At 57.5% G+C, this 20,947-nt stretch carries 26 protein-coding genes; 8 read left to right on the top strand and 18 right to left on the bottom strand.

Annotated features, from left to right (window positions below):
* Window positions 1-23: 23 nt before the first annotated feature.
* A complete protein-coding gene (locus ACR0MP_RS12075) occupies window positions 24-842 on the bottom strand; it encodes a DUF6473 family protein (RefSeq protein ID WP_480887945.1) in 819 nt (272 codons plus the stop codon).
* A gap of 163 nt (window positions 843-1,005) precedes the next feature.
* On the opposite strand from ACR0MP_RS12075, the gene ACR0MP_RS12070 reads away from it, so the two are divergent.
* Window positions 1,006-1,881, top strand: coding sequence for a 3-hydroxybutyryl-CoA dehydrogenase (locus tag ACR0MP_RS12070; protein WP_170392931.1), 876 nt, complete (start codon window positions 1,006-1,008; stop codon window positions 1,879-1,881).
* A gap of 79 nt (window positions 1,882-1,960) precedes the next feature.
* On the opposite strand, the gene ACR0MP_RS12065 is transcribed toward ACR0MP_RS12070, so the two are convergent.
* Genes ACR0MP_RS12065 through ACR0MP_RS12035 form a run of 7 tightly spaced genes read right to left on the bottom strand, consistent with a single transcriptional unit; the run spans window position 1,961 to window position 7,368 of the window.
* Entirely contained in the window at window positions 1,961-2,860 is a 900-nt protein-coding gene (locus tag ACR0MP_RS12065; protein WP_480887947.1) for a lysophospholipid acyltransferase family protein, read from the bottom strand.
* 34 nt (window positions 2,861-2,894) lie between these two features.
* The gene (locus ACR0MP_RS12060; protein WP_170392593.1) at window positions 2,895-3,164 is read right to left on the bottom strand and encodes an HPr family phosphocarrier protein; all 270 of its coding nucleotides are present in this window, start codon (window positions 3,162-3,164) and stop codon (window positions 2,895-2,897) included.
* 16 nt (window positions 3,165-3,180) lie between these two features.
* A complete protein-coding gene (locus tag ACR0MP_RS12055; RefSeq protein WP_170392594.1) occupies window positions 3,181-3,573 on the bottom strand; it encodes a PTS sugar transporter subunit IIA in 393 nt (130 codons plus the stop codon).
* Complete coding sequence (rapZ, locus tag ACR0MP_RS12050) at window positions 3,570-4,451, bottom strand: RNase adapter RapZ (RefSeq protein ID WP_480454360.1); 882 nt, start codon at window positions 4,449-4,451, stop codon at window positions 3,570-3,572. The genes ACR0MP_RS12055 and rapZ overlap by 4 nt, the downstream gene beginning before the upstream one ends.
* Window positions 4,448-4,918, bottom strand: a complete 471-nt coding sequence (locus tag ACR0MP_RS12045) for an HPr kinase/phosphorylase (RefSeq protein ID WP_480887949.1) — start codon at window positions 4,916-4,918, stop codon at window positions 4,448-4,450. The genes rapZ and ACR0MP_RS12045 overlap by 4 nt, the downstream gene beginning before the upstream one ends.
* 3 nt (window positions 4,919-4,921) lie before the next feature.
* The gene (locus ACR0MP_RS12040; RefSeq protein ID WP_170402267.1) at window positions 4,922-6,631 is read right to left on the bottom strand and encodes a sensor histidine kinase; all 1,710 of its coding nucleotides are present in this window, start codon (window positions 6,629-6,631) and stop codon (window positions 4,922-4,924) included.
* Between the two features lie 32 nt (window positions 6,632-6,663).
* The gene (locus ACR0MP_RS12035; RefSeq protein ID WP_170392598.1) at window positions 6,664-7,368 is read right to left on the bottom strand and encodes a response regulator transcription factor; all 705 of its coding nucleotides are present in this window, start codon (window positions 7,366-7,368) and stop codon (window positions 6,664-6,666) included.
* A gap of 344 nt (window positions 7,369-7,712) precedes the next feature.
* Here ACR0MP_RS12035 and ACR0MP_RS12030 point away from each other — a divergent pair, with 344 nt between their 5' ends.
* The 3 genes from ACR0MP_RS12030 (at window position 7,713) to ACR0MP_RS12020 (ending at window position 10,499) form a co-directional block, all read left to right on the top strand.
* Window positions 7,713-9,311: a phosphoenolpyruvate carboxykinase gene (locus tag ACR0MP_RS12030; protein ID WP_480887950.1), complete on the top strand. Its 1,599-nt coding sequence runs from the start codon at window positions 7,713-7,715 to the stop codon at window positions 9,309-9,311.
* A gap of 322 nt (window positions 9,312-9,633) precedes the next feature.
* Entirely contained in the window at window positions 9,634-9,924 is a 291-nt protein-coding gene (locus ACR0MP_RS12025; RefSeq protein ID WP_170392600.1) for a hypothetical protein, read from the top strand.
* Window positions 9,925-9,956: 32 nt separating this feature from the next.
* Window positions 9,957-10,499 (top strand): hypothetical protein, encoded by a 543-nt coding sequence (locus ACR0MP_RS12020; protein WP_255611805.1) that lies wholly within the window; start codon window positions 9,957-9,959, stop codon window positions 10,497-10,499.
* Here the strand turns inward: ACR0MP_RS12020 and ACR0MP_RS12015 are convergent.
* On the bottom strand, window positions 10,496-11,260 hold the full coding sequence (locus ACR0MP_RS12015; protein ID WP_170662871.1) for a sulfite exporter TauE/SafE family protein: 765 nt from the start codon (window positions 11,258-11,260) through the stop codon (window positions 10,496-10,498). The genes ACR0MP_RS12020 and ACR0MP_RS12015 overlap by 4 nt on opposite strands.
* A gap of 144 nt (window positions 11,261-11,404) precedes the next feature.
* On the opposite strand from ACR0MP_RS12015, the gene ACR0MP_RS12010 reads away from it, so the two are divergent.
* The 3 genes from ACR0MP_RS12010 (at window position 11,405) to ACR0MP_RS12000 (ending at window position 14,260) form a co-directional block, all read left to right on the top strand.
* On the top strand, window positions 11,405-13,096 hold the full coding sequence (locus tag ACR0MP_RS12010) for an acyl-CoA dehydrogenase family protein (RefSeq protein WP_170609732.1): 1,692 nt from the start codon (window positions 11,405-11,407) through the stop codon (window positions 13,094-13,096).
* A gap of 216 nt (window positions 13,097-13,312) precedes the next feature.
* On the top strand, window positions 13,313-13,855 hold the full coding sequence (locus ACR0MP_RS12005) for a hypothetical protein (protein ID WP_170402284.1): 543 nt from the start codon (window positions 13,313-13,315) through the stop codon (window positions 13,853-13,855).
* A 12-nt stretch (window positions 13,856-13,867) separates the two neighbouring features.
* On the top strand, window positions 13,868-14,260 hold the full coding sequence (locus ACR0MP_RS12000) for an META domain-containing protein (protein ID WP_170402286.1): 393 nt from the start codon (window positions 13,868-13,870) through the stop codon (window positions 14,258-14,260).
* On the opposite strand, the gene recO is transcribed toward ACR0MP_RS12000, so the two are convergent.
* The gene (recO, locus tag ACR0MP_RS11995) at window positions 14,244-14,969 is read right to left on the bottom strand and encodes a DNA repair protein RecO (RefSeq protein ID WP_170392605.1); all 726 of its coding nucleotides are present in this window, start codon (window positions 14,967-14,969) and stop codon (window positions 14,244-14,246) included. The genes ACR0MP_RS12000 and recO overlap by 17 nt on opposite strands.
* 168 nt (window positions 14,970-15,137) lie before the next feature.
* On the opposite strand from recO, the gene ACR0MP_RS11990 reads away from it, so the two are divergent.
* The gene (locus ACR0MP_RS11990) at window positions 15,138-15,527 is read left to right on the top strand and encodes a VOC family protein (RefSeq protein WP_170402289.1); all 390 of its coding nucleotides are present in this window, start codon (window positions 15,138-15,140) and stop codon (window positions 15,525-15,527) included.
* 9 nt (window positions 15,528-15,536) lie between these two features.
* On the opposite strand, the gene ACR0MP_RS11985 is transcribed toward ACR0MP_RS11990, so the two are convergent.
* From ACR0MP_RS11985 to ACR0MP_RS11950, 8 genes are all read right to left on the bottom strand, one after another.
* Complete coding sequence (locus tag ACR0MP_RS11985) at window positions 15,537-15,860, bottom strand: SemiSWEET transporter (protein ID WP_480887951.1); 324 nt, start codon at window positions 15,858-15,860, stop codon at window positions 15,537-15,539.
* A gap of 110 nt (window positions 15,861-15,970) precedes the next feature.
* Window positions 15,971-16,300 (bottom strand): DUF1491 family protein, encoded by a 330-nt coding sequence (locus tag ACR0MP_RS11980; protein WP_170402292.1) that lies wholly within the window; start codon window positions 16,298-16,300, stop codon window positions 15,971-15,973.
* Window positions 16,301-16,355: 55 nt separating this feature from the next.
* Entirely contained in the window at window positions 16,356-17,264 is a 909-nt protein-coding gene (era, locus tag ACR0MP_RS11975) for a GTPase Era (protein ID WP_170392609.1), read from the bottom strand.
* Window positions 17,265-17,432: 168 nt separating this feature from the next.
* Window positions 17,433-17,945 (bottom strand): N-acetyltransferase family protein, encoded by a 513-nt coding sequence (locus ACR0MP_RS11970; RefSeq protein ID WP_480887953.1) that lies wholly within the window; start codon window positions 17,943-17,945, stop codon window positions 17,433-17,435.
* A 19-nt stretch (window positions 17,946-17,964) separates the two neighbouring features.
* A complete protein-coding gene (gene rnc / locus ACR0MP_RS11965) occupies window positions 17,965-18,642 on the bottom strand; it encodes a ribonuclease III (protein ID WP_170392611.1) in 678 nt (225 codons plus the stop codon).
* Entirely contained in the window at window positions 18,639-19,478 is an 840-nt protein-coding gene (gene lepB / locus ACR0MP_RS11960) for a signal peptidase I (RefSeq protein ID WP_480734721.1), read from the bottom strand. Before lepB ends, rnc begins: the two co-directional genes overlap by 4 nt.
* Window positions 19,479-19,537: 59 nt before the next feature.
* On the bottom strand, window positions 19,538-19,957 hold the full coding sequence (acpS, locus tag ACR0MP_RS11955) for a holo-ACP synthase (protein WP_170392613.1): 420 nt from the start codon (window positions 19,955-19,957) through the stop codon (window positions 19,538-19,540).
* Between the two features lies 1 nt (window position 19,958).
* Window positions 19,959-20,936, bottom strand: a complete 978-nt coding sequence (locus tag ACR0MP_RS11950) for an NADPH:quinone reductase (RefSeq protein ID WP_170402304.1) — start codon at window positions 20,934-20,936, stop codon at window positions 19,959-19,961.
* Window positions 20,937-20,947: the final 11 nt, after the last annotated feature.

Here is a 20,947-nt window from a genome sequence, read left to right as displayed (position 1 = left end):
CGCCACTGGCGGGCCTTTGCTGTTTATACGCCCAGGTCGTTGATCACTTGGGCAAGTGAGCCAGCGATATTGCGATGTGTGGCTGGGCCGATCATATGCTCGGCAATCGGTTGTTGCAGGGTGCCAAACAACATGTCTTCAAGCTCATCGGATACGCCGGACACCTGAACCTGCAAGGACAAAATATCCGTACAATGGGGTCTCAAAGGCTCAATCATCTCGGGGTTGATTGCAAAGCCGTCACCCGGTGTCGAATCCAAATCGCTTCTCTCCACTTGCAGATGCAAAAGCAGGACGGGCGGGCCTACTTCTGCAAGAAACTTGCCGAGCTTTTCGATCCAGACATTGCGCAACTCTTGTTCCACAAGTTCAATACGGGCATCCGAGCGTGCCGACAGGCGGGTCAGCAAGTGCTGTACAAAATGGACATCCGTAAAATCTTCTTCGGGATACAGCGCAACCAGATCGGCATTTGGCGAAACGAAACGGTCATTGCGTCGTGGGTGCACCCGGTAGAATCGGTTCGATAGCCCCAGCATGCCGGGTAACTGCAGGACGCAGATATCAGATCGGTTTGCGATCTCCAGTAGCCCTTTGTCCTGCGTCAACGCTTCGACACCGCAGAACAGGCTGCCAAGGTTGAGGCATCGACGATCCAGACGACGTTCCAACTCATTGGGAAAGGGGGTTTCCACGAAACGGCCAAAAGTCTCTTCGCCCCCCAAACATGCCACATAGGGGTTGTTCAACGCCCTTTGAGGGCCCCTGAAACGTAGTTTCGAATTTTCATATTCGCACGTCGTTTCCGCGGAATGGACCGCATTGATCGATTGATAGCTCATCACACTCACCCAAATATTCACCCAACCGCCATTTTGCCGCCGCAAGTCTTGAGAAAGTCCTAATGCGCGCATTTGAAGCGAAATTGACTGTCCCCGTCCCCTTGCCGCCCATAGGGAACTGCCGATAATGTCGCCGTATTCTGCGAACAAGGGCATCGAACAAATGGACGTAAAATCAGTCGGAGTGATCGGCGCTGGACAGATGGGTAACGGGATTGCTCATGTTATGGCGTTGGCAGAGTATGATGTTCTACTGAACGATGTCAGCCAGGACGCGCTAAACAGCGCGATGGCAACCATTGAAACCAACCTGGCGCGTCAAGCGTCGCGCGGCAAAATCTCGGATGATGCAGTGAAATCCGCGTTGGGTCGGATCACAACGACGCTGAATCTGCCGGATTTGGGGCAGACCGATCTTGTAATCGAAGCCGCGACCGAGCGGGAAACGGTGAAACAGGCAATCTTTGAAGACCTGTTGCCGCACCTACAGCCACATACGATCCTGACATCGAACACTTCGTCGATCTCAATTACCCGGCTGGCCAGCCGCACCGACCGGCCCGAACGTTTCATGGGATTCCACTTCATGAACCCGGTCCCTGTGATGCAGCTCGTCGAGTTGATCCGGGGCATCGCCACCGATGAAGCAACCTTTAACTCCTGTAAAGCCGTAGTGGACCGGCTTGGCAAAACCTCAGCCAGCGCCGAAGATTTTCCGGCCTTTATCGTGAATCGCATTCTGATGCCCATGATCAATGAGGCGGTTTACACATTGTATGAAGGTGTCGGGAATGTGCAGTCCATTGACCAATCGATGAAACTGGGCGCAAACCACCCTATGGGCCCATTGGAACTGGCGGACTTCATCGGCTTGGATACCTGTCTGGCGATCATGAACGTGTTACATGACGGACTGGCAGACACCAAGTATCGTCCCTGCCCGCTGTTGACGAAATATGTCGAAGCCGGATGGCTGGGACGCAAAACCGAACGCGGGTTTTATGATTATCGAGGCGAGGTTCCGGTACCCACACGGTAGAATCTGAGAGGGCCAGCCCTCTCTTGTGCCTATGGCTCAATTCACTCCCGAGATATTTTTGGCCAGATGAAGGGGCGGATCAGGATTTGAGCGTCTTGCCCAGCGCCATGGTGTGATCACGGAGCCATGCCATGAAACCGCGGGGGTCGCGTTCCAGCAGGTCCATGTCTTTATCCGAAATCGGGTCACCGATCACCGGCGACTGGGGCCTGTTGCAGGATCGGACGATTTCGTGCAGCAGTAGGCCCTGGCGCAGGATGGGCGATATCCGGTTGGCAATTTGATACCAGCGCGAGTTGCTGCCAGGGAAGAAGATCGGCACGACCTTGGCACCCGACCTACGGATCATCTTCGCGGTGAAGACATTCCACTCCCGCTCGATGGCTGGTCCGAACCAATCATCCGAAGACATCACAACACCTGACGGGAATAACGCGACAACGCCCCCATCTGCCAGATGTTTCATCGTCTTGCTGCGCATCTCGAGCATCTTGGCCTGCGCTTCAGGATCATGCGGGAACGGCACCGGGATCATGAATGAGGTCGCAGCTTCATCCAACCCGGTCAGGACTGAGCGGGTCAGGATGCGATAGTCACTGCGGACCCGGCCGATGAGTTCAGCGAAGATCATGCCATCAACCATGCCGTGCGGATGGTTCGCGACGACCACTACGGGGCCTTCTTTTGGGATGCGGGCGATCTGTTCGGCTGGGGTTGTCAGCTCGATACCCATGGTCTTGAGCGCACCGCCCCAGAACTTCTGACCTCGATAGCGATCGTTCTGCTTCTCGAACTTGTTGACCATGCGCAAGATGGTCAGCTTGCCTGTGCACCATTCGATGGCGCGAATGGCCGTAGACGTCCAGGCATCGTCAAACGAGTTGGCGTAGGTCAGGGTTCTGCGGTCGTAGATTTCACCCTGATCGGTGTCGTGATCCACTACAGGACCTGTCTTGGTATCGTGCGTGGTTTCCGCCAATTGCCTTGTCTTTCCGTCCTTGGTGTCGTGGCTGTCAGAACCCTTCGCCGAACTTATCGTTCACCAATGTTTCCAAAGCCTCTGCCAACGCCTCAGCATCCGGGCCGGACGTCTCGACGTCAATAGTGCTTCCGCGCGACGCTGCCAACATCAAAAGGCCCATGATACTGTCGCCCGAGGCAGAAAGCCCGTCTCGTGACACCTCGGCGCGCGCATCAAAGCCTTCGACCACCTCGACCAGCTTGGCAGAAGCGCGGGCGTGAAGGCCCTTTTCATTGATAATTTTCAAACTCTTGGTCGTCATATGAATCTATCCGGTGTCAATCCAATGTCACATTTTGCGCATTGATGTACTTTCGTCCAGCTTCCAAAGCCAAACGCACGGCCTCGGCCAGTGGCAAGTGGCGACTTTTGGCCAGTTTGATCAGCATGGGAAGGTTGGCCCCGTAAAGGATTCGCCGGTCTTGTGGCGCACATGCGCGCAGGCTCAGATTCGAGGGGCTGCCGCCAAACAGATCGGTCACCACAACGACGCCATCGCCCATATCGACCTCGTCCGCCGCGCGGCAGATTTCAACTTGTTTCGCTTCGCGATCATGGTCGGCTTCTATCGGGATGGCCACCAGTCCGGGTTGCTTTCCAACCACATGCTGCGTGGCCGCAAGATACTCCTGAGCCAACCCACCATGTGCAACAATAACGATCCCGATCACTCCGGCCTCACATTCATCGCGCGTCGTTCCATTTCGCGATGCCTAATTGCCACCTGCTGCCCCCCTTCTGCAAGGGCCTTTGCAACTGCTTCAGCCACCGCGACCGAGCGGTGCTGCCCTCCGGTGCACCCAAATGCAACTGAAAGGTGCGCTTTGCCTTCCTCACGGAAGGCCGGAAGCAGTTCGATCAGCAGGTCGACCACCCGGTCAAAGAAGACGCCATAGTTTGCATCTGATTGAACATAGGCCGCCACATCCGAGTTTCGACCATCCGCATCCCGCAGTTCAGGCCGCCAGTATGGATTGGCCAGAAACCGGCAATCGAACACCATGTCCAAACCGCGCGGCAAGCCCCGCTTGTACGAGAAGGATTCGATCGACACCGCCAGATGCCGCCCGCCCTTTGGGGCGAACCAGCGTTCGACCTCTTCCCGCAGCTGATGCACATTCAACGCGCTGGTGTCGATCAGCGTGTCGGCAAACTCGCGAATTGGGGCTAACAGTTCCTTTTCCTGACAAATGCCGGTTTCCGGGCTGGCATCAGTCGCAACCGGGTGACGGCGGCGGGTCTCCGAGAAGCGACGCAGCAGCACCTCGTCCCGGCAATCCAGATAGAGGATCGTCAGGTCGACATTCTCCATCCGGCCCAGTTTGGCGGCAAGTTCGATAAACCCGGTGGTTGAAAAATCGCGGTTGCGCGCGTCTATACCCAAAGCCATAGGGCGCGCAGGCTCCGAATTGTCGACGAGGCGAGCCAGCAACCCCATCGGCAGGTTGTCAATCGCCTCGAACCCCAGATCTTCAAGCACATGAATTGCGGTCGATCGCCCTGCACCGGAAGGACCTGTTATCAGAACGACGCGCTGTTGTGCTGTCATGTATTCGGCCATTCCGGGGCTACGCGCCCCATTTTCACAAGTTGAATAAGTCCTGCAGCCAAATTGGGCACGTCAGCCCCGCGAAGCAAGGGAACAGTTTGCTTCAACACAAGAATTTCAGCGGGTTCAGGTAATCGCGCGGGCTCGGGTTGGTCCATATCCACAACAAATGCCAATCGGACCGGCCTCGCGGCTTCAGCTCGCAGTAACCCGATGCCGCGCGCTTCAATCAGGCCGCGGATCTGCGGAAGTCCAGCTGCCATCACGTGATCGGCCTTTCCGGTCAATTCGACCCGGTCATCCGCGACAAGCTGCGCCCCAAGCGCCATCATCTGTAGCGCCAAAGAAGATTTGCCCGTACCCGAGGCGCCAATGATCAATAAGCCTTTTTCCTGAACCACAACACAGGTCCCATGAATGCAGGCCGACCCTTGACCCGCTATCTCAGAAAGTGGGGTGGTGCTCATAACCTAGACGGGAAGCCCGACAACAAACCGCGCACCTAGCGGGTCCGAGGTGATATCGGCTTCGGTCGGACGGATGTTTTCTGCCCAGATCACACCACCATGCGCCTCGACGATTTGTTTCGAAATCGCCAATCCAAGGCCCGAATTGTTGCCGAAATGCTCTTCGGGGCGTTCGGAGTAGAAACGCTTGAAGATCTTGGTCAGCGCCTGATCAGGAATGCCGGGACCGGTGTCTTCAACCACCACGAGCACGCGGTTGTCACGACGGCGGACCCAGACCCGGATGGCGTCTTTGTCCTCGCAGAACGAAATCGCATTGGTGATCAGGTTGACAAAGACCTGCGCCAGACGCGCCTCGAGCCCGTTGACCACGATGGGGTCCGAGGGAAGGTCAGTGATATATTCGATGCCTTTCGAACGGGCATCTTCACCCAGAAACTGACTGATATTGCCAAGCAGATTGAGCAGGTCAAAGGGCTGCTCTTCTTCTTTCACCAGTTCCGCGTCCAGCCGCGATGCGTTCGAGATATCGCTGACCAGTCGATCCAATCGCCGCACATCATGCTCAATCACGCCCAATAGCTTTTCGCGCTGATCATCGCGTTTGACCATGCGCATGGTGCCCACGGCGGATTGCAGGCTGGCCAACGGGTTCTTGATCTCATGCGCGACATCGGCCGCAAATTGTTCGTTCGCGTCAATGCGGTTATAAAGCGCCGTGACCATCCCGCGCAAAGCCTGGCTCAGACGGCCGATTTCATCCGGGCGCGCACTGAGATCCGGGATGCGGATACGTCCGGGGTTCACTCCGGCTCCGCGGTCCTTGCCCATCTCGGCAGCGGCGGCCAGATCAGCAAGAGGATTGGCAATCGTTGAGGCCAAAACGAGGCTCAGACCGATCGAGACCAGCAGTGCCACCACAAACATCTGCAGGATCCGCTCTTGCTCCTTGCGGGCCAGCGCATCGATCTCGCCCGCCGGGCCCGCCATAGCAACGGCACCCACAGGCGTATCGTCCAATAGGATCGGGGCCACGGCGACAATCACCGTCTTGCCTTTATCGTCGTGCACGGCCTGTACTTGCAATCCGCCGTTCAGCGCTTGCGGGATCATTTCCTGCACCCGTTGCGCCAGCGTCGGAGCCTCGCTTTCGGAAGAACCGCTAAAGATCGCAGAAACACCATTCCAAACCGCGTTCAATGCGTCGCTGATCAAAGTGCTTCCAGCGGCGCTGTCGGCGTCCAGATGCAAAAGGCTGGGCAATTTGTCAGCCATGGGCGCTCCGCGTGTCCAACCAATCAGAGTGCCAGTGCCGTCATATACAAAGACCTCACCGCCTTCGGGCAAGCTGAGGCCTGCCAGCGTGTCGCGGACATCTAATGTCCTTGCACCATTGGCAGAGGGTTGACGCAGCTGGGTTTCAAAAACGTTGCTTACAAGTTGCGCATCACCGACCAGGTTCTGCGCGGTCTGTTGAACCCGTTCTTTTCGCGTGTCGTCCAGATACAGCAGCCCTGCCACCAAAATGACAAGGGCAATGAGGTTGAAGGTGATGATCCTGCGCGCCAGGGGCGAATAGCGCAGCGAAAACAGGTTTCGTCGCGAACGCTTGGCCTGTAGCTCGGCAGCATCAGGGTCTTGGGGGATGACCCAGTCATCCCCAAGAACGACGCCTGCGTCGTGCTCTTGGTTGGCTTGTTCAGTATCGCGCACGAGACCCCTTCGGCTTAATAAAACGGCCGCGCCTATTCTTCGTTATAACGATACCCGATACCGTACAGCGTTTCTATCGCCGAAAACTCGGGATCGGCGGCGCGCATCTTCTTACGCAGACGCTTGATATGGCTGTCAATGGTGCGGTCATCCACGTAGACCTGATCATCATAAGCCACATCCATCAGCTGATCGCGGCTTTTGACAAAGCCCGGACGTTGCGCCAAGGCCTGCAGCAGCAGAAACTCGGTAACTGTCAGCGAGACATCATTGCCCTTCCAGCTGACTGCGTGGCGCAGCGGGTCCATCCGCAGCTCACCCCGCTCCATCACTTTTGTATCGCCCGAGGCCGCGTTGGTCACATCACCATCGACCGCTTCCTGACGGCGCAACAAGGCGCGAATCCGTTCGACCAGCAGCCGCTGAGAGAATGGTTTTTTGACGTAGTCATCTGCACCCATGCGCAGACCCAGAACCTCGTCAATCTCGTCATCTTTGGAGGTCAGAAAGATCACGGGCATCTGGGTTTTCTGCCGCAGCCTTTGCAGCAGATCCATGCCGTCCATCCGCGGCATCTTGATATCCAGTACGGCCATGTCTGGCAGCTTTTTGTTGAAAGCGTCCAGCGCAGCCTGACCATCGTTGTATGTTTCGACCTCAAACCCTTCGGCTTCGAGTGTCATGGACACGGACGTCAGGATATTTCTGTCGTCGTCCACCAGTGCAATCTTTGACATCGGGTTCACCCCTATTCCTGCTCACTCGCGCAATAATACGCTTTTTTGTAAGGCATTGTTGGCGGTTTTGAGCCACCGAATCAACTCGTAACCTCGAATCGTGCCATTCTTGCGGCAGGTATGCGGCAAATTTGCCTTGCTGCGCCCAAATAGCTGCCTTGATTTACGGCAGACAAATCGTGATGGCGCTAAACCTCAACTTGGTTGCGCTAACTACCCCCAACCCTCCTGTTCATGTCCCAAAATACCGTGATAAGAGGCGCTTGACCGCCGGCTCTTTCCGGTATCCGCCCCAATGGTGCACCCGGCCCAAGGCCCTCGCGCCGCCACAGGAGAAGACACACATGACATCTGGACGGGTTAACCCGCAATTCCGCCTCGAAGATCAGGGCATCGAGGGTCTGGGCAATGTCTATTACAACTTCATGGAACCGGCGCTGATCGAAGAAGCGCTGAAGCGCGGCGAAGGCACCCTTGGCAATGGCGGCGCCTTTCTGGTCACCACCGGCAAATTCACTGGCCGCTCACCCAAGGACAAGCATGTCGTCAAGACAGACAGTGTTGCCGACAGCATCTGGTGGGAAAACAACGCCGCCATGAGCCCTGAAGGTTTTGACGCGCTCTATGAAGATATGCTGACCCATATGAAAGGCCGCGACTACTTCGTGCAGGACCTCGTGGGCGGGGCTGATCCCAGCTACTCGATCAATGTGCGCATGGTAACCGAGCTGGCGTGGCACAACCTGTTCATCCGCCACCTGCTGCGCCGCCCGGATCGTGAGGATCTGGATGATTTCAAGGCTAACTTTACCATCATCAACTGTCCCAGCTTCCATGCGGACCCCAAAAAGCATGGCTGCCGCAGCGAAACGGTGATTGCACTGAACTTTGATCGCAAGCTGATCCTGATCGGCGGCACCGAATACGCCGGCGAGAACAAGAAGTCCGTCTTCACCCTGCTGAACTATATGCTGCCCGAAAAAGGCGTGATGCCGATGCACTGCTCGGCTAACCACGCGGTTGGCAACCCGGTCGACACCGCCGTGTTCTTCGGCCTGTCCGGCACCGGCAAGACCACCCTGTCTGCCGACCCGTCGCGCACCTTGATCGGTGATGACGAACACGGTTGGTCAGATCGAGGCACCTTCAACTTTGAAGGTGGTTGCTATGCCAAGACCATCAACCTGAACGCCGAGGCCGAACCAGAAATCTACGCCACCACCTCGAAATTTGGCACCGTGATCGAGAACATGGTTTTTGATCCCGAGACCAAAGAGCTGGATTTCAACGACGACTCTCTGACTGCGAATATGCGCTGCGCCTACCCGTTGGAATACATCTCCAACGCGTCGAAAACTGCATTGGGTGGGCACCCTAAGAACATCATCATGTTGACCTGCGATGCGTTCGGCGTTTTGCCTCCGATCGCGCGGTTGACGCCTGCGCAGGCGATGTATCACTTCCTTTCCGGCTTTACCTCGAAGGTCGCCGGGACCGAACGTGGCGTGACCGAACCGCAGCCCACCTTCTCGACCTGCTTTGGCGCGCCCTTTATGCCACGCCGCCCAGAGGCTTATGGCAACCTTCTACGCGATAAGATTGCTCAGCATGGCGCGACCTGCTGGTTGGTCAACACTGGTTGGACTGGAGGTGCCTACGGCGTGGGCAGCCGCATGCCAATCAAGGCCACCCGCGCGCTGCTGACGGCTGCGCTGGAAGGATCACTGACCGATGCGGAATTCCGCAAGGACGCCAATTTCGGCTTCGATGTGCCGGTCTCTGTCCCTGGTGTGCCCGAGGTCTTGCTGGATCCGCGCCGAACCTGGGACGATCAGGAAGCGTTCGACAAACAGGCGGAAAAGCTGGTGCACATGTTCGCGGAAAACTTCGAGCAGTACCTGCCCTTCATCGACGAAGACATCAAAGCTGTCGCGATCGGTTGATCGAATTCAGGGGCCATCATGGCCCCTGACCCACCAAAGCTTACGCTTCGGCACCTTGTGTGCACACAGACAAGTTCATTGCGATAACGTGCAACATGCGCTATCGCAATTTACCCAAGACGCTTCGAAGCCCGGCGTCCTTTGGCAGCGGCTTCTGTTAAATTTGAACATCGGGCGATCCGGGCTAGCTTACTCACATCATGTCTCGGGCCGTTCAACAAGGTAATGATTATTTCTACACGGGGATGGGTGTCGGCGTGATGTGTTCCAAAGGTCAGCCTTTCGAACTGCCTCGGTCCGTCACGGAAACTATAGGCAAGTAATGACTGAAATCTCAAAACTCACCGAACTGCGCAAATTGATGCAAAGCATGGAGCGCACTCTTGGGCTGGAAGAACTCTCACCGGTCGAGCGCGACATCTACTATGCCGCCGAAGAACTGTCGAAAGATGATCGCGAAGTACGCACCTTTGGTCTGATCGAACACACGCTGGTCAAAAGCGTATCTCGCCCGACATTTTTCCGCGCGCTGAAGTCTCTGGTTCAAAAGGGTTATCTGTCGCAAAGCGGTAGCGCCAATCGCGGACGGTATCTGGTTCATGCGCCCAGGTGATCGCCACCCCAGATCTGTAATCGGCTGACCCCGTGCGCAGATGGGCCTCTGAAACATTCTATGCCTCTTTGGCCTATGTCGCTGCATCGTTCCTAACATTCCAGGTGCTGATGCCGCTTCAGAACGTGTTTTTTCCCGCATACCCCAGCTATGCCAGCTTATTGTTCCTGCCGCACGGCGTGCGGGTCCTGTCGGCCTGGTTATTGGGATGGAGGGCGATATTCGCACTGTTGCCCGGCGTTGCCATCGTCTTTGCCCTTGTGGGCGGTTGGGATGTTCTTCTGCCCAGCAGATTGCTGGCGATCACTATCGCGGTCACCACAGTTCCAGCGGTTTTTTATGTCTGCAAGGCGTTGGGCTGGGATTTGTTTCCGCGCGTCGATCGGAAGCCATGCTGGCTGTGCGTGATGGGCGTTGGAATCATCACATCGGTATTGGTGTCCGTTCTCACCAACATGGCCTTCGGCAGCGCAACGGCCGAGTATATCGCCTATCTGATCGGTGATATCTCAGGTCTTTTCTTCCTAATGTTGGGCCTCTATTTCGCCTTTCGGTTTGCTGAAAGACGCAATTAACCCAAAAGACCCCTGCGCAGCAGGTTCAGCCCTGCAATCAGCAGTACAAGCAGAGTGAGTTTGCGGAACTGTGCCTGATCGATACGATCCTGCAGAAACTGACCGCCGCGCATTCCCAGCAAGGCAGGGATAATCAGCAGCGCTGAGAACACCGCTGTGTCAGTCCTTAGAATACCCGAACCCAGATGCGCCACAATAAGCGCCACAGCGCCCAGACCGTATATCACGCCCTGCACCCGCATCTGATCCTTCTTCGGTGTATTCAAGGCTGTCAGATAGGCCACGGTTGGTGGTCCCCACACGCCCGAGATGCCGCCGACAGCACCGGCCACCGCACCCACCATAGCCTCAACCCGCATTGAGGGCGCTTGCAGCGTCAGTTTCAGCCCCAGTAGTTGCATCAGAGCAAAGAACGAAACTGGTGCGCCTAAGATCAGCAAAAATGCCTTGGGCGACAGGATGTTGATCAGCTGCGCGCTGGCCAATAGACAGACCAGTCCAACGCTCAGAAATACCTTGAACTTTCGAACTGACGCCACCGCCGCAGGTAAACCTTCCCGCAAGGCCTGCACCCCATTGGTCACCAGCGTGGGCAAGATTAGACCTGCCAGCGCCAGCTCAGGCGGCAGCATCATGCTAAGACCAGAAACAAGCACCATTGGCATGGCAAAACCGACCATGCCTTTGACCCAGCCCGCGACGAAGGCAACGACCAAAGCCAGACAGAAATCCTGCGGCGACATAAGTGAAAACAGTCCCATCGACCCTTCATACCAGTCCAAAAAATTTCTGCACTGCAAAAGTCACTAAGCAATTTTTGAACTTTTTATGGATGATTTGCGTATTTTTGTTGCGCTGCATGTGCAGCATGATATGACCAGACAACCCAGCAGAGGACGTGATTCATGGCCCATGACGGACAGGATGTGACGAACATGACGCAGCCAGCGGTTTTGCCCGATCTTCTAACACTCAGCGCAGCCGCCCTGCCCGGCGTTCAAGCGGTGTTCGATAAGGCGGTCGAATCGGTTCGCGCGCAGGTGACTAGCGAAGGGCGAATATCGGGCGCACTGATCGAGGCCAATCAGACAGCCGCCCATGGGCTGGCTTGGCTGGCCACATACCACCAGTCGCTGCAGCAGATGCAGCGCTGGGCCGAGGCGCTTCAGACCGAGGGAAAATTCGGCGAGATGGAGCAGCTGTTGCATCAGATCGCCTTTGGGGAATACTTGCATCAGATCGCCGGTGGTATTCCGATGAACCAGGGCGAGGTTGTACGTTTGCAGGATCTTGGCCTTGGCTGGGATGCTCTGTCGGGATTCCAATGCAGCGAAGTGCAGACACTGATGGCGCAAGCCAACTCTCAGGCCGCGCGCACGCGTCTGGTTGAGTTGATGCAGGACCAGTCCGGTGCCACCATGTTTGGTGCGTCTGGTCTGGACGAAGAACTGGAGATGATCCGAGACCAGTTTCGCCGCTATGCCGTTGAAAAGGTTGAGCCTAATGCCCACGAATGGCACCTGAAGGACGAACTGATCCCAATCGAGATTATCGAGGAACTGGCCGAGATGGGCGTGTTCGGTCTGACCATCCCCGAAGAATTCGGCGGGTTCGGCCTATCCAAAGCCTCAATGTGTGTGGTCTCGGAAGAGCTTTCGCGCGGGTACATCGGTGTGGGTTCTCTGGGCACACGGTCCGAAATCGCCGCAGAACTGATCATCGCGGGCGGTACGGATGAACAAAAGGCCAACTGGCTGCCAAAACTGGCCAGCGCCGAGATCCTGCCAACCGCTGTTTTCACTGAACCCAATACCGGATCGGATTTGGGCAGCCTGCGCACGCGGGCCGTCAAGGGTGAAGATGGTAACTATAAGATAACAGGAAATAAAACATGGATCACACACGCGGCGCGCACCCATGTGATGACCTTGTTGGCGCGGACTAATCCCGACAGTACCGATCACCGTGGGCTGTCCATGTTCCTGGCTGAGAAGACACCTGGAACCGACGAGAACCCTTTCCCCACGCCCGGCATGACTGGTGGTGAGATTGAGGTGTTGGGTTATCGTGGCATGAAGGAATACGAGCTGGGATTTGACGGCTTCGAAGTGAAGGGCGAAAACCTGCTGGGCGGCGAAGAAGGCAAAGGTTTCAAGCAGTTAATGGAAACCTTCGAGTCTGCCCGCATCCAAACGGCTGCCCGCGCCATCGGCGTAGCGCAGAGTGCTTTGGACATTGCCATGCAATATGCACAAGACCGCAAGCAGTTCGGCAAATCTCTGATCAATTTCCCTCGCGTCTCGGGCAAGCTGGCGATGATGGCGGTCGAGATCATGATCGCGCGACAGCTAACTTATTATTCTGCTTGGGAAAAAGATCACGGTCAACGTTGCGACCTTGAGGCCGGGATGGCCAAGCTGCTGGGCGCTCGAGTTGCTTGGGCTGCGGCGGATAACGGGCTGCAGATTCATGGCGGCAACGGCTTCGCTCTGGAATACAAAATTAGCCGCGTGCTTTGTGACGCGCGCATCCTAAATATCTTTGAAGGCGCCGCAGAAATACAGGCGCAAGTCATCGCGCGTCGATTGCTGGGCTGACGCCCGAAGCGACGCGGTTTCCCCAACTGAACCCGGCCTTGCGCCGGGTTTTCTTTTTCTTCCGTGTTGTACGGACCTTCAGGCCTATTTCTTCCGAGTTGTACAACTCGGTTTCAGGGCTTAATGGGCGAAACTTCCCCCTCGGATCGAGCGCAGAAATCGGGTAAAGGGCGTCAACCAAACCCAGCGCCCAAGCTGGCCACAGGAGAATCGAGCGTGAAGATCATCATCGCAGTTTTGGCCACCTGCATGGCCCTTGCCGGATGCGCCATGGCACCAAACACCGGGCCCGATGATGTGGACCAGTTGGCACAAGCGATCCAGCAGCTTGACCCCAAGGTTGACCCTGCCGAGGCGCGGCGTGCAGCGGAGATATCTTATGCCTATTCCAATCAACTGAAACAGGACTGGAACGTCACCGATCCAGCCATCATCCACAACGCAAAGGTCATCAACGGATTTCGCGAAAAAGGTCTGTGCAATGATTGGGCGCAGGCCATGACCACGCGTTTGAAGCAAGAGAACTTTCGCACGCTGGACCTGCACTGGGCCACGTCGCCTCCAACTGCGTTCCGGATCATCCACCATTCGGCTCTGATCAGCGCTAAGGGAGATTCAATGTATGAAGGCATCATCCTTGACCCGTGGCGCAACAGCGGGGTGCTTTACTGGGATCAGGTGCGCGAGGACACCAAATACAACTGGCGCCCCCGCCTTGAAGTGCGCGAAGAGTTAATCAGCGGTGTGAACCCCTACTGACAGGATATTGCGATGTTACGTCTGGCCTTGTTCCTGCCCCTTTTGACCCTGTTCCAATGCGACAAGGATGAGACTGTCGCCGCCTATGGCGCAGCGGATCAGACATGGGCTTTGCAAGAGATCGACGGGCAGCCTTTTGAGGCCAGCGCCCTTTTGCGATTCCCCGAAGAGGGTCGGATTGAGGGCAATGCCCCGTGCAACACTTATTCAGGTACACTGAATGCACCCTACCCGTGGTTTGAGATCACCGATCTTGTCGCCACCCGCGCGGCTTGCGCCGGGCTTGAAGCCGAGGGGTTTTATTTCGCCGCACTGATGGCGATGACCCAGTCCGAGGTGTCCGGCGATGTGCTGATCCTGCGCAATGAGGACGGGCACGAAATGGTGTTCAAAGCCGCCGAGTAAACTGCGCCACAAATCGCGCGCGTGCGTCCGGCAACGGCGTATGACCCAGCGACGGAGCCAGATGGTTTTCCAGAAAATACCCGGTTGTGCGTAAGGCTTCAGCAATCTCGGTATCCGGAGCCGCGCCTTCGCCGCGCAGGCAGGGGGGCAAAGGCAGCAGCTTATCGGCCCAGTCCCCTGCCCCCGCCGCACTGACCGCGCGGCCGGTTTTCGGAGAGACATAGACCAACCCCTCGGTCGCCCCTGTCACTGCGCAGGCCGAAAGATCCAAGCCAAAGCCCAGCTCTTCCAGCAGCGCCAGTTCCCAGCGCAGATAGGCCAGTGGCCAGACCTCATCCTGACCCAGCAGGTCCATCAACTGTTCTGTTTGCTGATAGATCGCCGGATGAGGCTCGCGTTCGGGCAGGCAAAAGGACAGCAGCGCCACCACCGCATTTAATCCGGCGAGCGCCAGCCGCCCTGAAAACGCCGCTGCAGCGCGCGAACGCAGGGGTTCGACCTGAAAGGTGCCAAGATGTTCTTCGAGCCGCGCGCGCCAAAGCACGTCCAGTTGCGCGCCGGGTTGCAGGATCGGGGCGATCTTGCGGCTGGTGCCTCCGCGCACAATGCCGGCGTGACGACCATGGGCTTCGGTAAAGACCTCGATGATCGCCGCTGTCTCACCATGACGGCGAGAGGTCAGAAGAATGCCGTGATCACGCCAGTCCAAGTTTGGCCTCGTTAGGTCACCAGATATATACGCAGGAAATCTTATGGCCGTTGCAGGTTCAAGGTAGAAACGCGTTAGGTTGACCCTGTGGAACACCAAAAACACGTTGCGTGACATCTGTTCACGCAATAGTGTTCACTTTATGTTCTACACGGAGGAATTTAAGAAATGTCACTTAACTATGTCATGATCGGTTCAAATGATGTCGTCAAAGCGCGAAGCTTTTACGATGCGGTTGTGCCCAAAATCGGCGGCAAGGTTATTGCTGAATATATGCCCCACGCTGTTTGTTACGAGCTGCGGGGCGGTGGGTCCATGTGGGTCGCGACGCCCTTTGACAAAGAGGCCGCGACGGTTGGAAACGGCAACATGGTTGGCTTGCTCTGCGAAAGCGAAGCGGAAGTTCGCGAGGTGCATGCGGAGGCTCTTGCCAATGGCGGAACAAATGAAGGTGATCCCGGAGATCGACCTCAATATGGCCCGAACTTCTATGGCGCTTATGCGCGCGATCCTGATGGCAACAAGATGAGCTTTGTCTATTTTAGCGATGCAGGCTGATCGCGCGCCCTAGAACGTCATACCTGCGTGAATCAGAATGCCGATAACCATCAGCAGGTTCAGCACCATTGAGATACCGTTGCCCACATAGATGGGCAACTTGCCCACCACCAGCCCATAGGCGAACCACAAAAACGACAGCCCAGCATACAGAGACCAGGACAGCAGCGACTGTCCGGTCGCGTGTTCGGAGTGGGTGAAATAAAGCTTAATCAGTTGTGGAAGCGTGGCGAAGGGGCCAACGACGCCGATGAAGACCATGAACCCCTCGAACCGCTGCATCCAGTGACCGAGATTTGAGTTTTCCAGTTTCTGGGCAAGCGTTTCAGTCACTCAACCCCCTCCTGTTCCTGCGGCCCTCGGAAGATTGGGCCGTTTCATTCAGCCGGTTGCAAAGCAAAATAGTCGCTTTGCGCCGTACGTCCAAGATCATTTGGCGCGGGTTAGTCCAGACCTTCTTCACCCAGCAGGTGCCTGCCTTGGCGGTCTTCCACCTCGATCACCCAAAGGTCGGGGTCAAAACTGCGTTGGCGGGTGATGGCGGCATCTACGTCTGCCTCTTCGCCGGATGAGAGCTCCACCCATTTGCGCTCGCCGCTCATCAGATCAAAACTGCGCTGAAAGGCTGCGGCCCGCCCGTTGAGTGTGTTGAGTTTGATAAGCACCGCCCCAGCGGTGTCATCCCCATGCGCCACAACAAAAGCCGGTATTTCCTGAAACCGCAGCCGCGCCAGATAGGCATGCACCCAGAATTCAGCTGTCAGCCGGGTCATGGTTCTGACCTTTCCGTAGGGGTTGAGAATTTTCGACGAAAATTCTTGGCCCGGGTCATGCGTTGCCGTCTTTGAAATCCAGACCCATTTCCGAGTAGCGCTCGGACTCCTCCAGCCAGTTTGGCCGGACTTTCACCTGCAAGAACAGGTGAATCTTGCGGTCCAAAAACTCTTCCAGCTCGGCACGCGCCGCCTGACTGACGGCCTTTATGGTCTCACCACGTTTGCCCAGCACGATCCCTTTGTGGCCATCACGCATGACATAGATGACCTGATCGATCTTGGCCGAGCCGTCCTTGCGCTCTTCCCAGTTCTCGGTTTCGACGGTCAGCTGGTAAGGCAATTCCTGATGCAGGCGCAGGGTCAGTTTCTCGCGCGTCATCTCAGCCGCGATCATGCGCAGAGGCAGATCCGCAATCTGGTCTTCTGGATAGAGCCACGGGCCTTCGGGCAGTTCCGAGGCCAGCCATTTGCGCAAATCGTCGACACCGTGGCCTTTTTCGGCCGAGATCATGAAGGTCTCGGCAAAGGGATAACGCGCATTCAGGTCACTGGTCAGCGCCAGCAGCTTTTCCGAGGGCACCTTGTCGATCTTGTTGATCGCAAGTGCGATGGTGCGGCCCTGCCCGATCTCTTCCAGGCCTTCGAGGATGCGCTCGACACCTTCGGTGATACCGCGATGCGCCTCGATCATCAGCACGACCACATCCGCATCCGCAGCCCCGCCCCAAGCGGCGGCGACCATGGCACGGTCCAGACGGCGGCGTGGTTTGAAGAGGCCCGGCGTGTCGACAAAGACCAGTTGCGCATCGCCCTCCATCGCCACGCCACGGATGCGAGCACGGGTGGTTTGCACCTTATGCGTCACGATCGAGACCTTGGCCCCGACCATGCGGTTCAGAAGGGTGGATTTGCCTGCGTTGGGCTCTCCGATCAGGGCGATAAATCCGGCGCGTGTGCTCATGTGTCCTGCGATCCTGTTTGCAAGTGCGCACCCCTATAGCAGAATGCGCGGACGGGCCAGAGGGATTTGTCGCATTGCGGATATCAGTGAGCGAAGGCCAGTCTGCGGCCCATAGGGCGACGCTGCCCGGTCGGCCGGTGCCGGCATTGGCCGGGCTTGATCGCGCGATCAGGTTGTAGTGTTCAACGCCAGAACTTGGTTCGGATAGGCTTGGTCCCCGATCCGAAAATCTGTGACTCCGACCTGCCGGAACCCTTTGGCTAGATAGAAGTTGATTGCGGGCGTGTTCTCGGAATTGGTTGTCAGCCAAATCGACGGGCGCCCTTTTTCACGCATGTAGTCAATCGCGATGTCGAGCAGCGCTGAGCCGATGCCTTTACCTTGATGGCGGTGCTGGACATAGAACGTCACGATTTCTAGGTCAGAAAGCCCGTCCACAGGTGCGATGCGATTTTCCGCAAGCCGAATATATCCGTCGATCCCGTCTTCGTTTTCGGAAACCATCAAGAGGTCTTGGCCGTCCTCCAATATGGCTTCGAACCGGGCGGTCGTGAACTCGGACAGTGCGAACTCGGCAAAGAAGGCGTTCACACCACGCTTTAGATATGTTCCGATCCAGACCTCAATCGACAAGGCGGCGAGGCTGGCGGCATCGGATTTCTGGGCGGGTCTGATCTTCATGATCTGGCCGCAAAACGGATCAAGACAACTGTTCCAACAACGCCTTTGCCGCTGCCTGTTCGGCCTGTCGCTTGGAGCCTGCGGTGGCCTGAGCTTCGGTACCATTCTGCAGACGAGCGGCGATCGTGAAGATCGGGGCATGGTCAGGGCCGGTGCGTTTGACCTCGACATAGCTGGGTGGTTTCTGGCCGCGGGCCTGTGCCCATTCCTGCAGGGCGGTTTTTGCATCGCGGGCGTCGGCCTCGACCTTGTGGATGCGATCGCCCCAGAGGGCGAGGATCACGTCTCGGGCAGCCTCGAACCCTGCGTCGCGGTAAATGGCCGCGATGACCGCCTCCATCGCGTCGCCCAGCAAGGCCTGCTTGCGACGACCTCCGGACAGCATCTCGGACCGGCCCAGTTTCAGCACCGCACCCAGATCAATCTGGCGGGCCACATCGGCGCAGGCTTCCTTGCGCACCAGCGCGTTGAAACGGGGGGCCAGTTGGCCTTCGGAAGCTTTCTTGTCGGCCTCAAGCAAAGCAGTGGCCATGACGAGGCCCAGGACGCGGTCGCCCAAAAATTCAAGACGCTGATTGTCGGGGCGCGTGGCAGAAGACACCGAGCCGTGGGTCAGCGCGCGCACCAGCAGTTCAGGGTCGGAAAACTCATACCCCAAGCGCTGCTGGAACGCCTTTATCTCAGCCGATAGCTTCAATTGACCGCCTTGAAGAAGCGGTCACCGCGCCATGTCCAGAAGAACAGCATCGAGCGACCTGCGGAGGAGAACATGATCCGGTCGGCGCGACCGATCAGGTTTTCGTAAGGTACATAGCCCACGCCACCAGCGGATTGCGGTAAGCGGCTGTCGGCCGAGTTGTCGCGGTTGTCGCCCATGAAGAAATAGTGGCCCTCGGGTACGGTATAGACACCGGTATTGTCGGAGCCCTGATTGCCGATGTTCAGCACGTCGTAGGACACGCCATTTGGCAGGGTCTCGATCAGGCGGTTCTTTTCGCAAACACCGCCGATCCCGACGGGACCGTTGGAACAGCGCGGGCGCAGGCCTTGTGGGCCCTGCGGTTCAGCAACTTCGGTGAACACACCATCGGGTTGCTGCGGCACAGGAGTGTCGTTGAGGATGATTTGGCCTCCACGAATCTGGATACGATCACCCGGCAGGCCGATCAGTCGCTTGATATAGTCGCGCCCTGTCACCGGATGGCGGAAGACGATGACATCGCCGCGATCAGGGTCGCCGCCGATCAGACGCGAGTTGTCATCGCTCTGCATCCAGCCACAGATGTCTTCGGCATCGATGTTGAGGCCAACGCTGGGGATGATAAGGCTGGGGCACGAGGCATAGGAATAGCCATAGGCCATCTTGTTGACGAAGAGGAAATCCCCGATCAGTAGGGTTTGCTTCATCGACCCGGAAGGAATCCAGAACGGCTGAAAGAACAGGGTGCGGAAAATGCCCGCGATCAGCAGGGCATAGACGATGGTTTTGATCGTCTCCCAAATGGCGTTTCCGGATTTGGCTTCCTCGGCCATACTGCTCTCTCCAGTCTCTGCGTGGTTGGGGTGCTACATGCGGGTCAGTTGGGGGCAAGTCAAGGCTGCGCGGGCGCTTCTTGAAGCGGGCGGGCCTCGATCACCACAAAGGCCTGCGCCCAGGGGTGATCATCGGTCAGGGTGACGTGGATGATCGCCTCGTGGCCTTCGGGAGTCATTTCTTTCAGTCGCTCTGCGGCCCAGCCGGTGACATGCATAACGGGCTGGCCTGTGCGCAGGTTGGTCACCGCCATGTCCTTCCACGCGATCCCCATCCGCAGGCCGGTGCCTAACGCCTTCGAGCACGCCTCTTTCGCGGCCCAGCGTTTGGCGTAGGTGCCCGCAGTATCGGCGCGACGCTCAGCCTTGCGCTGTTCGGTTTCAGTGAAGACACGGTTACGGAAGCGGTCGCCGAACCGGTCGAGCGTGCCCTGAATGCGATCAATATTCGCGAGGTCGGTGCCGATGCCGAGGATCATGTCAGACCTCCAACACAACGGTCCCGAGCTTTTGCCCCGCCTCAACCATTGCGTGTGCATTTGCCGCATCCATCAGCCCTCCGCCGGGGACGACGGCGTGGGACAATGCGCCTTGTTCCAGCCACTGGCCCAACTGCGCCTCGCCGCGACGGCGGGCCGCGGCGTCGAGTTGGTAGACGATCAGCATATGCAGGCGGATGTTCTTGAACATGAAGCCATAGAAATCCAGTTCGGGCTTCATTTGTGAAGCCGAGGCATAGCTGGCGATGGTGCCACCGGGGCGGATCATAGAAAGGGAAGCGGGTTGGTTGGCGGCGAAATCAACCTCGACAATGCGGTCTATGCCTGCGCCGTTGGTCATGTCCATCGCCGCCTCGGCCACGTCTTGCGTGCGGTAGTTGATCCATTCGGACGCGCCGGAATGGGCGGCTTTTTCATCTGAACTGACCGTTGTGATAACGCGTGCGCCGCCCAGTGCGGCCATCTGGCAGGCGTAGCGTCCGACCGTGCCTGCGCCGCCGGTCACAAGCACAGTCTGGTCAGTGATCGGTCCGTCACAATAGAGCGCGTACCATGCAGTCAAGGCGGGGATACCAAAACACGCGCCCTCGGCGAAGCCGGTCGTATCTGGAAGGAATACGGCCTGTTCGGAGGGTAGCGCAATGTATTCGGCCCCAGTGCCAAAAGCGCGTTGCCATTGGCCGTTCCAGATCCAGACACGTTCGCCGACGCGCGCGGGATCGACCCCTTCGCCTACGGCCTCAATCACTCCGGCCCCGTCCGAGTGGGGAACAACCATAGGGTATTGCATCACAGCGCCAGGGCGCGCGCCGCCGCGCAGCTTGACGTCTGAGGGGTTGATGCCGCTGGCGTGGACCCGGACAAGAACGTCGCCTGGGCCGGGGTTGGGCGTGGGCAGGTCGACCAACTCAAGGACATCCGCCGCCGCACCAAATCCGCGATAGGTGATTGCTTTCATGACAGTCCCTC

This window comes from Ruegeria sp. K3, from assembly GCF_056531845.1.
The sequence above is the reverse complement of the archived record's forward strand: the minus strand, read 5'-3'. Positions and strand labels throughout refer to the sequence as shown.